Source organism: Paenibacillus sp. O199, assembly GCF_001636635.1.
GTDB classification, from domain to species: Bacteria; Bacillota; Bacilli; order Paenibacillales; family Paenibacillaceae; genus Paenibacillus; species Paenibacillus marchantiae.
In genome coordinates, this window is record NZ_LGRP01000015.1 from 132942 (window position 1) to 146662 (window position 13721).

The following is a 13721-nucleotide window of genomic DNA, read 5'->3' on the forward strand; positions in this document are numbered from 1 at the left end:
CCTAATCGCGGCGAGGCCGCTCGTGGCGACGGCTCAGCTCTGACATGATGTCATCCAGCGGCAGCTTGCGCTCTTGCAACAGAACGAGCAAGTGGTACATCAGGTCACTGACCTCAAGACGAAGCTCGTCATTGTCTTTATTTTTGGCGGCAATGATCGTCTCGGACGCTTCTTCACCGATTTTTTTCAGAATTTTATCAACGCCTTTATCGAACAGGTACGTCGTATATGCGCCTTCCGGACGCTCACGTTCACGCTCTGCAATGACCGATTCCAGTTCAGCCAGTACTTCAAAACGGCTTTCGGAGCTGGCACTTGCAGTCGTTGCAATAGAATCGCCTGAAGCCTGATCTGCGGATTGTTCTGGCAAGCCCACGATTTCATTATGGAAACACGTCACTGCTCCGGTGTGGCAAGCAGGTCCATTCGGCTTCACTTCAACCAGCAAGGTGTCACCATCACAATCGTATTTCAATGAAGTAATCGTCTGTACGTTACCTGAAGTTGCGCCCTTGTGCCACAACTCTTGACGCGAGCGTGACCAGAACCACGTTTCACCGGATTCCAGAGACAATTTCAGGGATTCCCGATTCATATAAGCCATCATCAGAACTTGACGTGTCTCAGCATCCTGCACAATGGCAGGTACCAAACCATCGCTCCAGCGAATGTGTTCCACAACCTGCTCCAAGGATAACTGCTCCTTAATCTCATTGCTTACATTAGTCACGGATCTCCACCCCTTGGTCTCTCAAATGTTGTTTTAACGCCGGAACGGCGATTTCTTTGTAATGGAATATCGTTGCTGCTAGACCTGCGTCCGCTTTGCCTGTCGTGAACACATCATAGAAATGCGATTCCTTGCCCGCACCGCCTGAAGCAATGACCGGAATACGTACCGATTCGGATACCGCTGCGGTCAGCTTTAGATCGAATCCGTCCTTCGTTCCGTCCGCATCCATGCTTGTCAGCAAAATTTCTCCAGCGCCTAAGGCCTCCGCCTGTTTAACCCAGTCAAGCGCCTTTATCCCTGAAGGTTTACGTCCACCATGCGTGTACACTTCCCATTCGCCCCAAGCCTCATTATACTTGGCGTCTATTGCAACGACGATACACTGGGAACCAAAGCGGCGTGCTCCGTCTGCAATCAGCTGAGGATTAAGCACAGCTGCCGTATTTACCGCAATCTTGTCCGCTCCTGCACGCAGAATGCGCTTCATGTCTTCCACCTTGGAGATCCCTCCACCTACGGTAAAAGGAATGGCGATCTCGCCTGCGGTTTGCCGCACTACTTCTTCCATCGTTTCGCGGCCTTCCACCGAAGCGGAGATATCGAGAAACACCAGTTCGTCCGCACCCTCGCGGTCATACAGCGCCGCCAGCTCCACCGGATCACCCGCATCGCGGAGATTGACGAAGTTAACGCCTTTGACAACCCGGCCGTCCTTCACGTCCAGACAAGGAATGATTCTTTTTGCCAGCATGCTCCTCTTCCTCTCTCCTGATGATCGCATACCTGTATAAGTTCAACTTAGAATATTCACACTAGCCACTCCGATGATAGAACAACCTTACGAGCGCTGTTATCCCCAGATTTTTTGATCCTTTTTTAAAGGGAAAATCCGGGGATAAAGGCGAACGTTTCACTTCTTCAGGTTATTTCTGTCCTCTCCGTTATCGTGCCAATGTTTATTTGAGCCTATATAGTATCGCTATTATTTATTTACCGCACGTACCGCTTCGGAAAGATCAATACTACCAGTATACAGCGCTTTACCTACGATTGCTCCTCCGACACCATCTTCCGCATGCTTGCTTAAACGAAGCAGATCATCCATGACACTAACTCCCCCGGAAGCAATCACCGTACGGCCACTCGCCTTCGCAAGAGACACGATCGCTTCCACGTTAGGACCCTGCATCATGCCATCACGGGAGATGTCTGTGAAGATGAAGGTTTCGGCACCAAATGCCGCCAGTTCCTTCGCAAGTACCTCGGCCTGAACTTCCGATGTCTCCAGCCATCCACGTGTCGCCACATATCCATTGCGTGCATCGATACCAATAGCTACTTTATCTCCGTAACGCCCCAGTACTTCTTCTGTAAAAGCGCGATCTTCAATAGCGGCTGTCCCGATAATAAGACGACTTACGCCGAGGCCCAACAAACGTTCTACATCAGCCACTGTACGAAGACCTCCACCTACCTGAACAGGCACGTTCACGGCCGAAGCAATACGCCCGATCAGCTCATCATTCACGGGATGACCTGCTTTTGCACCGTCCAGATCCACCAGATGAACGTATGTACCACCTTGCTTCTCCCAGGAAAGAGCAACTTGAACCGGGTCATCGTTATAAACCGTCTCCTGATTGTAATCTCCCTGCACAAGTCTTACACATTTGCCGTCCCGGATATCAATTGCCGGATATATGATAAAAGATGACATACAAGGCCTCCTGAATATATTCATATTTGTGCTCTATATAAGATTAGCTACGTATTATTTTATAAGGATGGAATTAAAAAATCATATGATCGCTGATTATGATTACGCCTTCGATCCAGTCAACGCCAGGAAGTTTCCAAGCAGCTTCATACCCAGCTCTCCGCTCTTCTCCGGGTGGAACTGCATACCGAAATTGGAGCCTCTGCCAACAATCGCCGTAACCGGATGTCCGTAATCCGTTACTGCCAATAGATCGCTCTCTACGTCCGTACGTGCATGATATGAATGGACAAAATAGACATGACTTGCCTCAAGTCCCGCGAATAGCGGATTTTCCGGGTGCAGGAACTCCAAACGATTCCAGCCCATATGTGGAACCTTTAATTCTCCCGGTGCGAATCGCACCACTTTACCCGGCATAATATTCAATCCTTCATGCTCGCCATGCTCCTCACTTGAGCTGAACAACAGCTGCATGCCCAGACAGATGCCGAGCAGCGGTGTTGGTCCAGCTGCCGCTTCCTTCACCACAGCGTCCAATCCACTCTCTCGCAAGTGCACCATGGCATCGCCAAATGCACCTACACCTGGCAAAATCACACCATCTGCACCAAGAATCGCATCCCGGTCACCTGTGACCAGCGCTTCGTAGCCAAGACGTTCGACCGCTTTGCCGACGCTGTGCAGGTTCCCCATACCATAATCGACAATTGCAATCGCCATCGTCTACAGCACTCCCTTCGTGGAAGGCACACCCGTTACACGTGGATCAATCGTTGTTGCCTCATCCAATGCACGTCCCAGTGCTTTGAAGATCGCCTCGATCATGTGGTGCGTATTTTGTCCGTAGTGCACGATAACGTGCAATGTAATGCGCGCTTCCAGCGCCAGTTTCCACAGGAACTCATGTACCAGCTCGGTTGAGAAGCTGCCCACTTGCTGAGACGGGTATTGTGCGCGGTACTCAAAGTGAGGGCGGTTGCTGACATCGATGACTACCTGAGCGAGAGCCTCATCCATAGGCACAAAAACACTCGCATAACGTTTGATGCCCCGCTTGTCACCCAATGCTTCACGAAGGGTCTGTCCCAGACAGATCCCGATATCCTCCACCGTGTGGTGGTCATCAATATCAACATCGCCGCGCGCCTGTACGTTCAGATCGAATTGTCCATGCTTTGTGAACAGATCGAGCATATGATTCAGGAAAGGTACGTCCGTTTCAATCTCGGATTGCCCGGTTCCATCTACGGCAAAAGAAAGCTGAATGTTCGTTTCATTTGTTTTGCGGTCTACCTCTGCCTGACGTACAGCACCCTTATTCTGAAGGTCCAAACCATTATTCTGCTTATCCATTATCCGATTCCGCCTTTCCTTCCTGTTCTAACCGTACAGCGATCGCACGGGCGTGTCCTTCGAGCCCTTCATGCCGGGCCAGCTCTATAATAGCCGCTCCATTTTGGAGCAACGCTTCCTTGCTGTAATAGATCAAACTTGATTTTTTGATAAAATCATCCACATCCACAGGTGAGCTGAATCGTGCCGTTCCATTTGTCGGAATAATATGATTCGGTCCCGCAAAATAATCCCCTACCGGCTCCGAGCTATACGGGCCGAGGAAGATCGCTCCGGCATTCTCGATCCGGCCAGCGTAAGCCATGGGCTCCTGCACCATGATCTCCAGATGCTCCGGTGCGAGCCGGTTCACCACATCGATTCCCTCATCGATGGAGTCGACCACAATAATCGCGCCATGCTGCTCCACGGAAGCAGCAGCGATATCGCGCCGCGGCAGCACTTCTAGCTGCTGCCGCACTTCGGCCTGCACGGCTTCCGCCAGCACGGCCGAGGTTGTGACGAGAATGGCCGATGCCATCTCGTCATGCTCCGCCTGCGACAACAGGTCGGCGGCGACATACACCGGATTCGCCGTATCATCGGCGAGTACCACAATCTCACTCGGCCCAGCGATACTATCGATATCGACTGCGCCATAAACCTCGCGCTTCGCGAGCGCCACGTAAATATTGCCCGGTCCACAGATCTTGTCGACCGGGGCAATACTCTCCGTGCCGTAAGCGAGGGCGGCGATTGCCTGAGCGCCGCCAACCCGGTACATTTCGCTCACGCCTGCTTCCGCAGCAGCCACGAGAATGTACGGGTTAATACCTTCACCGCCATTTGTTGACGGCGGCGTCACCAAAACAATCTCCGGCACGCCAGCCACCTGTGCCGGAATCACATTCATCAGCACCGACGAAGGGTACGCTGCTTTGCCGCCAGGTACATAAACGCCGACCCGCTTCAGCGGTCGGATTACCTGGCCCAGCAGACTGCCGTCCGGCTGCCAATCCATCCATGAGTTGCGCTTCTGCTTCTCATGAAACGCACGAATGTTAGCGGCGGCCTGACGGATCGCCGTCACGAAGGAAGGCTCCACAGCTGCATAGGCTGCTTGCAGCTCTTCCTGCGGCACGCGAAGCTCCGCAGCCGTCAGCTTCGTGCGATCCAGCTGCTCTGTGTAACGCAACAGTGCCGCATCTCCTTCCCGGCGAATGTCGCTGACAATGCGCCGTACCGCTTCATTTTGCTCAGGTGTACCGTATTCCACTTCCCGCTTCAAATCAAACTCCCGTGCAGGTACAATTTTCATGAGTACAACCTCCCTATCCCTGTATAACCTGTGATACCTCTAATATCCGTTTATGCTATATGATCAATCATCGATTAGTTACTTCTGCTCCATCTTACATGCTAGATTTATCCCCGAAAGATCCCCGAAGACACCTCATTCGAGGCTGGAATGACCTGTTGGAGAGCATCGCATAATGCTTGAATCCGTGCATTCTTCATCCGATAACTGACCCGATTGGCAATAAGGCGGCTTGTGATATCCAGAATACCCGTCATCTCCACGAGTCCATTCTCACGCAACGTCTGACCAGTCTCCACCAGATCGACGATTCGATCTGCCAGACCGATCAGCGGCGCCAGTTCGATGGACCCGTTCAGTTTGATTACTTCCACCTGCTGTCCTTGCTCGCGGAAATATTGGGAAGCGATTCTCGGGTACTTTGTTGCCACTCGCTGCTGAATGCCAGGTGTCCAGTCCGGTAGTCCAATAACAGACATGCGGCACTGGGCGATACCCAAGTTCAACAATTCGTATACGTCCCGATTTTCCTCAAGCAGAACGTCTTTACCCACTATGCCAATATCCGCTACTCCATACTCCACATACGTTGGCACGTCTACGGGCTTCGCCATGATGAACTCCATCCCCGCTTCCGGCACTTCGATGACCAGCTTGCGCGTATCGTCCACGTCTTCCGGAATATCAAGCCCTGCTTCACGGAACAGTTTGGAGGCTTTCTTATAGATTCGGCCCTTCGGCATAGCTACCTTCAAAATATCCGACATCTTAGCGTCCCCCTCCATTTTCAGATCCGTACGTGATAACCTGCTCAGCCTGGATTGACTTGTTGCCTGTTAGAGCCTCTGCCCCATCTTTAGGAAGGAGGTATGTTACTACATTCTGACCAATGCTGCGTAGTCTCGCCGCCTCTGTTAGAGCCTCAGCCCGGTGTTCCGAAGTATATTGAATAAGTACAGGCTTCTTCTCTTCCATCGTAATTCCATGAACACCATCGATAATACGGTTTGTTTTGAGTGCAAATCCTGTAGCCGGTAATGAACGGCCAAACTGCTGTAACAGATTATCATATCGTCCGCCACTGCATACCGGGGATCCAAGCTCTGCCGCATACCCTTCAAACGTCATGCCTGTATAATAGGAGAAATTACCAATCATCGTCAGATCAATCAGCACATGCTCAGAAACACCGTACGCTTCCAACACTTCGAATACTGCACAGAGATGTGCAATGGACTGTGCTGCTTCAGTACTTGAACTCAGCTCTGCTGCGTGTGTACATACTTCTTTACCGCCACGCAGACGCAAAATAGCTTCAAGCTGCTCCTTCAGTTTCGGTTCCAGATTCAATGCTTCAATGGATTGGCGATAGCCGACATAATCACGTCCCAGCAATCCTTCTTTCAACTGTTCCTGTTGTACCGTTTGACCCGGAATGACTTCTTCCAGTAACCCGTTCAGAAATCCCATATGACCCATCGCAATTTTAAAGGAAGACACACCCGCTGCCTGCAAAGAAGCAATCGCAAGTGCTACAACTTCTGCATCTGCTTCTGGCGAATCATCACCGACAAGCTCTACACCTGTCTGGAAAAATTCCGCCTCACGTCCTGCTTCCTCTTCAATGGAACGAAACACATTCGCATGATAGGACAAACGCAGAGGAAGCTTCTCATCCTTTAATAGAGAAGAGACCACCCGTGCAATCGGAGCTGTCAAATCTGATCTTAGCACCAGCGTAGTCCCGCGACTGTTCAATAATTTAAACAGCTTGCGATCCGATGTGGAACTAGCTACACCTACGGTATCGTAGTATTCAATCGTTGGCGTAATGATTTGACGGTAACCCCAGCGTTCCATGCATTCCAGTACATTCCGCTCAATGGTTCGCAGCTTGGTCACCACATGTGGTGTATAGTCACGAAAACCTGTCGGTTTTTCAAAGCCTTTTGGTTTGGACATTGGTATTATTCACCCCGAGTCAGTAATTTAAGATTGGTAGACGTTCTATTTCAACAGGATTTATGTAGTGTAAATCCCCATTCTATCTTGTAACCTGAATTTTTATTGTTGCTACCAGGCAGCCTTCAGAAAATGTTTAGTAAGTGTTCTTCATTTCTGCTTAACTATACTTAACTTTTGTCCCTTTTCTTTAACATGGTAAAGTGCTAACAAACTAAAGGATATGGGATATGATAACATGAATGACTATCCATCGTCAACAATACAGCCCCTTTGGGGGGCTTGTACTATCCTCCATTTTGATCCCAATGCTGAACATGAGTCTAACTATTTGTATACGAAAAAAGCTGCCATCAGCAGCTTCCTTACTCCAGTCAATTCGACTTATTGCTCTTCCCCTGACTGAACCCATTCAGGTTAATTTTCGTCCGTGTATTCTTTGCGATGATCTTTTGCAGATATATCCGTAGGCCGTCTCGGCCGTCTCCCAAAATCATTACTCATCAGCCTTTATGACAATATCCTCCGCTGATGCATTCGAGCGAGACAGATCACGAAGTGGATTCCCACCAACAAAAGCTCCCGGAGCTACATCCTTATGAACAACTGCTCCTGCAGCTACAACCGCACCGTCTCCGATGGTCACACCCGGCAGGATGGTTGAATTAGCACCGATCAGTACATTTTCCCCAATAATCACCTCACCGAGTCTGTACTCTTTAATAAGATACTCGTGAGCCAGGATCGTGGTGTTGTAACCAATCACGGAATTTTCGCCCACCGTAATTTTCTCCGGAAAGAACACATCAACCATCACCATCAAACCAAATGCCGTATGTTTACCCACCTTCATGCCAAGCATGCGACGATAGATCCAGTTCTTGACCGATAGAATCGGGCAGTACCGTGACAACTGAATCCAGATAAAATTACGCACGCCTTTCCACGGACTCACTGTCTTGTAGATATGCCAAAGTGCGTTATGACCTTCTACGGGATAGCGGGTTACTTTTCTCATGAACGTTCCGTTTCAATCAGCTTAAGCAAGTCCTTCATGTCGTGCAAAATGTAATCCGGGTTATAGCCGCTCAATACGGCCTCTCCCTTAAGGGACCAGGCTACGCCTGCCGCAAGCGCACCCGCGTTCTGTGCCGATTGAATATCGACAGGGCTGTCACCCACCATCAATGTTTTGGACGGATCTGCACCCAACTCTTCGATCGCCTTTAGCACCGGTTCAGCATGCGGTTTGGGATTGGTTACATCGGTAACTGTTACAATCGATTTCATATACTTCAACAGGTCAAAACGCTCCAGCACTTTAAGAGTAGATGGACGAATCTTCGTCGTGACAACACCCATCACAATTCCTGCCTCATGAAGAGCCTCAACAACCTCAATCACGTGAGGAAACGGCTGAACCATCGCCTCATGATGAACGTCGTTGTACGCCCGATATCCTTTGACATACTCCGCAACATCCTCTTTCCCAGAAAACGTACGCATCTGATTCTCCAGTGTTCCTCCCATATGAGGAATGATCTGTTCGCGTGTCCAAGGGGTAGATAACTGCAAATCCTCCATTACATGAAGGAAAGAGTTAATAATTAGTTCATTCGTGTCGATAATCGTTCCATCCAGATCAAACAAAACCGTGTCAATCATGTTGCATTACTCCTTTTTCTCTTCAGCTTGCTTCAGATCCTCTTTGGTCGAGACTGGAGTTACCGTGTCCTCTTTGCCTGCAACCGGGCCTGTTTGCACCATATCATCCGATGATTCTGAAGGAACCTTGGAAGATACAATCGGATCGCTATAACGTACATCTGCCTTGCCTGTCATTCTTCTCACGACGATGAAGACTACCGCAACAACAATGATCCCAATAGCCAGCAGCTGCGAAATTCTTACGTTACCGTAGGCTGGATCAAGATATCCTTGCTCGAAGCCCATAGCTGTCATCGGTGACCATAATCCATTAACCATGGAGGCAACCCATTGCGGAGCCTGGAATCCCAGACTGTCGGTACGCAGCGCTTCGATAAAGAATCGACCGATTGAGTACCAGATAAAATAGGACATAAACAGCTCACCAGCACGCAAGAACTTCTGACGACGAAGCACCAGCAAGATGATCAGACCAACAAGACTCCACATCGATTCATACAAAAATGCAGGATGATGGAATACACCTTCCACGTTCATCTGATTAACGATAAAGTCTGGCAAATGAAGCTTGTCTCTCAAAAATGATTCTTCTACAGGACCGCCATAGGCCTCCTGATTTACAAAGTTACCCCAGCGTCCGATCATTTGTCCAACGATCAATCCAGGTGCACAGATGTCGGCCATACGCCAGAAATTATACCCTTTACGACGGAAGAAAATGACTGCACATATGATCGCACCAATCAGTGCGCCATATATGGCGATACCACCATTCCATATTTTAAAGACATCCCAGAAATTATCCTTATAATCGTCCCATCGAAATGCCACGTAGTATATGCGGGCACCGATAATGGCAGAAGGCACACCAAGCAGAACCATGTCCATGAACACTTCCTGCGGAATGTTATATCGTTTGCCTTCCCGGATGACGAGCAGCAAACCTACAAGTGCCGCTGTACCGAGAATAAGCCCGTACCAGTGAACCTTTAACGCTCCGATGGAGAACGCTATCGGGTTCAACAGTAATAATGTATCCATTCATTCACACTCCTATAAATTGACTCATTCACAAGCATGACCAACTGCTGTATGTCTCCAACGCTCTATAAAGGAGTAAAACACATCAACAATTGGCCTTTAATCATATAATAGATCCTTCTCTTCTTAGTCCATGTCTTCCATATCTTCAGAGATCGTTGCTGTCAGCTTGTTCGTAAATTGCAACGCAGCATTCAGCCCCATCTGTTTCAAGCGATAGTTCATTCCCGCTACTTCAATGATAACAGCCAAGTTCCGCCCCGGACGAACAGGAATCGTTACAAGCGGTACATCTGTGTCAATGATGCGTGTCGTCTCTTCATCCAGGCCAAGACGATCATATTGTTTATCCTGCTGCCAAGCTTCCAGACGAACAACCAGTGTAATCCGTTTGTTATTACGAACCGCACCCGCACCGAACAATGTCATTACGTTGATGATCCCGACACCACGGATCTCAAGCAGGTGACGGATCAATTCTGGCGCAGTTCCGTGCAGCTGGAAGTCTGATGTCTGACGAATTTCTACCGCATCATCGGCGATCAATCGGTGACCACGTTTTACCAGTTCCAGTGCAGTTTCACTCTTACCAATGCCACTGCTTCCGGTGATTAACATCCCTACTCCATACACATCACAGAGTACACCGTGAATCGTTGCTGTAGGCGCCAGTTTCTTCTCCAGAAATCCAGTAATCCGGCTGGACAGAATCGTTGTAGCCATGTTGCTGCGAAGCACAGCAAGGTTCTGTTCTTCACTGATGTCAATCAGTTCCTGTGGCACTTCAAGTCCACGGGTTACTACAATACATGGCGTTTCTTCCGTACAAAGGCGCTGCATCCGATCACGGCGCTCATCTTCTGGCAACATTGCAAAAAAGGCCAGCTCTGTTCTACCAAGCAGCTGTACCCGTTCTTGTGGATGATATTCAAAATAACCGGCCATTTCCAGGCCAGGACGGTTCAAATCGTCTACAGTAATGACTCTCTTCAGTCCGTGAGATCCAGAAACAACCTCCAACTGGAATTGTTGTACCAATTCAGATACTTTCACTTTTTTCGCCATTTGTCTCTTCCTTTCAGCATTCGCTGCCCTCTATGTACATCAGCATTAGCGTCATTCCATTGCATTAATAGCGCATTCATGTTGTTTGTTACAGCATCTAACCTTCAAATAATCTTAAATGAATTCCGGGATGAATGCAATCTTGGCTTCCACCCGTGTATGAGTAAAAAAGCCCCTTCCAGCAATAACGGAAGGGGCTCAGATTACAATGTATGATTGCGTTAACTGATAGATTCTATCGTTACCGATGAATCTCAGTACTATTAGTCTTGAAGAAGAACGTTTGCTTCAGTCTCTTTGTCAAAGATATGAACTTTGTTCATGTCAATTGCCATTTTAACTGTAGAACCATCACGAGTGTTGGAACGTCCGTCTACACGTGCGATTGTAGTGTCGTTACCTACACCGCTCAAGTAGAGGAGCATTTCGTGACCCAGGTTCTCTGTTACGTCTACGTGTGTAGAGAATACAGAGTTCGGGGATGCTTCCAGGAATACTGGCTCTTCGTGAATGTCTTCTGGACGAACACCCAGAATGACTTCTTTACCAATGTATCCTCTTGATTTCAGCACTTGTGCTTTACCTTGTGGGATTTCAACGTCCACACCAGGAGCTACGAAATGCATGCTAGCACCTTGCTCAGCCAATTTACCCGAGATAAAGTTCATTGTCGGGGAACCGATGAAACCAGCTACGAACAGATTAGCAGGGAGGTTGTAAAGCTCTTCCGGAGAAGCAGCTTGTTGGATGATACCATCCTTCATAACAACGATTCGATCACCCATTGTCATTGCTTCGATCTGGTCATGCGTTACGTAGATAACGGTTGTTTCCAAACGTTTCGCAAGTTTAGTGATCTCAGCACGCATTTGACCACGCAATTTTGCATCCAAGTTGGAGAGAGGCTCATCCATCAAGAACACTTGTGGATCACGGACGATCGCACGTCCCAGAGCGACACGCTGACGTTGACCACCGGACAATGCCTTAGGTTTACGCTCAAGCAAATGCTCGATATCCAGGATTCTAGCTGCTTCACGTACACGTTTGTCGATCTCATCTTTTTTCACTTTACGCAATTTCAGACCAAACGCCATGTTTTGGTATACGCTCATATGCGGATACAAGGCATAGGATTGGAATACCATCGCGATATCGCGGTCTTTAGGAGCAACATCATTAACGACGCGGTCACCGATATAGAGTTTACCTTCAGAAATTTCCTCAAGGCCTGCGATCATACGCAGTGTTGTTGATTTACCACAACCGGACGGACCTACCAGTACCAGAAACTCTTTATCTTTAATGTCCAGGTTAATATCAACTACTGTTGCTTTATCAGAACCCGGGTATTTTTTGAAAATATGCTCTAAACGTACACCAGCCATGATTGTTGCCTCCTCAGAGATCATTTTGTAATCGAATACATTTTGTAGTTTTATATTAACCCATTTGCATGATGTTTGACTATTCGCAAACTGCACAAAAATATCAAAGCTTTTTCGTCACTTTGTACATAAGCAATAAAAGTCGCACCAGAACAGCACTTTCGAAGTTTCTAACATCATATCCAATCTCCTGTTTGATCTTATCCAAACGATATACCAAGGTATTTCGATGAATAAAGAGTCGCTTTGCCGTCTCGCTGACATTACAATCGAGATTGAAGAAGGTCTCCAGTGTAGCCAGTGTTTCACTATCACTAAACAACACAGTGCCTTTCCCCGTTTCCTGTATAAAACGAAGTCGCTGTTGCACAGGAATACTATCTACCAAACGCTCAAGGTGCAGATCCCAAGGAAGATGAATGTGTTGCACGACATGGAAAGCTCTGCCCAAGTGAACACTCTCTTGAAGAAGTGCCGTGACAGAAGATAGCTGTTTTGCAGGGATACACGGTAAGGATGCGGACAAATGAAATACACCCGCCCATTCACTGGCTACCAATTCATAGAGCCCCTGACAGAAGGCATTCAATAAATCTTTTCTGGCTTCCGTCGTATCCTCTTCAGCTTCGCCTGTGACAATCTGTTCATCACCCAGAAACACCCACTCCTGCGCTCCCACAGGAATCAGTATAATCTCTTCACCGAAGTAACTTTCGAGTAACTTGTTCAATTCCTTCGAACGAATACGATGAGCATCAGGTGTCTCACATTGCAGCAAAAATGGGATTTTCTCTGTGTTCAATTCTCCATCCAATGAAAAATGATCCGGAATAGGTTCCTGCTGAACTCTTTGCTCAACCTGTTTCCGAAGCCACTGTCCCAATTCAGCAAGCTGTTGTTCTCTATCGTTTTCATATATCACAGGCTGTTCTTCATCTAACGATTCCCTATGACTAGTAATGAGAAGTTCAATTAAACGCTGTACTTCGAGCGTAACGGCATCAACAGAGCATCCCCAATATAAAACAGTACCTTCTTCCTCGTTCATCCCGATTTTAAAATATATTTGGTCTTCTGTACGCCAACTGCTTACATCCTTTGCTAAACCATCCATCATCTCATCATCACGTAAGAAACCTTCGGCCTCTTTTGTAAGAGTATTATGAGCCACTGGAACAGTTCTACGGTGAGCTGAGCTCAATCCATATTGATTCCATTCTTCTATAGTTATCACGGATTCGTCCAATGTAGTACCTATAATTGCTTCGATTTGTTTTTTTAGATCAGGTATGAGCTTCATATAATGAACGCCACCACTCTGCTTTTTTTCTATTATTTTATCATATCTTGCGCAGCATCGCCTTTTCAGTCTTTATCAGAGTTTCCATATTATTAATTTATTTATCTATAACAAAAAAGAGTGATTAATCAAATTAATGATCAATCACTCTTTTTCAAAAGATGAGTCATGAAGGGCTCGAACCTTCGACACCC

14 protein-coding genes are annotated in these 13721 nt (G+C 47.8%); all 14 read right to left on the reverse strand.

Annotated elements, in window-relative coordinates; genetic code table 11:
• Position 1 precedes the first annotated feature (1 nt).
• A complete protein-coding gene (gene hisIE / locus A6049_RS20980; RefSeq protein WP_063566511.1) occupies positions 2–730 on the reverse strand; it encodes a bifunctional phosphoribosyl-AMP cyclohydrolase/phosphoribosyl-ATP diphosphatase HisIE in 729 nt (242 codons plus the stop codon).
• Positions 723–1484, reverse strand: a complete 762-nt coding sequence (gene hisF / locus A6049_RS20985; protein ID WP_063566512.1) for an imidazole glycerol phosphate synthase subunit HisF — start codon at positions 1482–1484, stop codon at positions 723–725. Before hisF ends, hisIE begins: the two co-directional genes overlap by 8 nt.
• A gap of 231 nt (positions 1485–1715) precedes the next feature.
• Positions 1716–2450 carry a 1-(5-phosphoribosyl)-5-[(5-phosphoribosylamino)methylideneamino]imidazole-4-carboxamide isomerase gene (gene hisA / locus A6049_RS20990; protein ID WP_024634114.1) on the reverse strand — a complete coding sequence of 245 codons (735 nt, stop codon included), beginning with the start codon at positions 2448–2450 and terminating at the stop codon, positions 1716–1718.
• Positions 2451–2552: 102 nt separating this feature from the next.
• Entirely contained in the window at positions 2553–3173 is a 621-nt protein-coding gene (hisH, locus tag A6049_RS20995; RefSeq protein ID WP_063566513.1) for an imidazole glycerol phosphate synthase subunit HisH, read from the reverse strand.
• 3 nt (positions 3174–3176) lie between these two features.
• Complete coding sequence (hisB, locus tag A6049_RS21000) at positions 3177–3806, reverse strand: imidazoleglycerol-phosphate dehydratase HisB (RefSeq protein ID WP_063566514.1); 630 nt, start codon at positions 3804–3806, stop codon at positions 3177–3179.
• Positions 3799–5103: a histidinol dehydrogenase gene (gene hisD, locus A6049_RS21005; protein WP_063566515.1), complete on the reverse strand. Its 1305-nt coding sequence runs from the start codon at positions 5101–5103 to the stop codon at positions 3799–3801. Before hisD ends, hisB begins: the two co-directional genes overlap by 8 nt.
• A 107-nt stretch (positions 5104–5210) precedes the next feature.
• Positions 5211–5870, reverse strand: a complete 660-nt coding sequence (gene hisG, locus A6049_RS21010) for an ATP phosphoribosyltransferase (protein ID WP_063566516.1) — start codon at positions 5868–5870, stop codon at positions 5211–5213.
• A gap of 1 nt (position 5871) precedes the next feature.
• Positions 5872–7065: an ATP phosphoribosyltransferase regulatory subunit gene (locus A6049_RS21015; RefSeq protein WP_063566517.1), complete on the reverse strand. Its 1194-nt coding sequence runs from the start codon at positions 7063–7065 to the stop codon at positions 5872–5874.
• A 496-nt stretch (positions 7066–7561) separates the two neighbouring features.
• A complete protein-coding gene (locus A6049_RS21020; protein ID WP_063566518.1) occupies positions 7562–8083 on the reverse strand; it encodes an acyltransferase in 522 nt (173 codons plus the stop codon).
• Positions 8080–8730: a pyrophosphatase PpaX gene (gene ppaX, locus A6049_RS21025; RefSeq protein WP_063566519.1), complete on the reverse strand. Its 651-nt coding sequence runs from the start codon at positions 8728–8730 to the stop codon at positions 8080–8082. Before ppaX ends, A6049_RS21020 begins: the two co-directional genes overlap by 4 nt.
• A gap of 6 nt (positions 8731–8736) precedes the next feature.
• Complete coding sequence (gene lgt / locus A6049_RS21030) at positions 8737–9774, reverse strand: prolipoprotein diacylglyceryl transferase (RefSeq protein ID WP_063566520.1); 1038 nt, start codon at positions 9772–9774, stop codon at positions 8737–8739.
• Positions 9775–9900: 126 nt separating this feature from the next.
• Positions 9901–10839 (reverse strand): HPr(Ser) kinase/phosphatase, encoded by a 939-nt coding sequence (hprK, locus tag A6049_RS21035; RefSeq protein ID WP_063566521.1) that lies wholly within the window; start codon positions 10837–10839, stop codon positions 9901–9903.
• Between the two features lie 263 nt (positions 10840–11102).
• Entirely contained in the window at positions 11103–12227 is a 1125-nt protein-coding gene (locus tag A6049_RS21040) for an ABC transporter ATP-binding protein (RefSeq protein WP_063566522.1), read from the reverse strand.
• Positions 12228–12330: 103 nt separating this feature from the next.
• On the reverse strand, positions 12331–13527 hold the full coding sequence (locus A6049_RS21045; protein ID WP_240321503.1) for a PucR family transcriptional regulator: 1197 nt from the start codon (positions 13525–13527) through the stop codon (positions 12331–12333).
• Between the last annotated feature and the right edge of the window lie 194 nt (positions 13528–13721).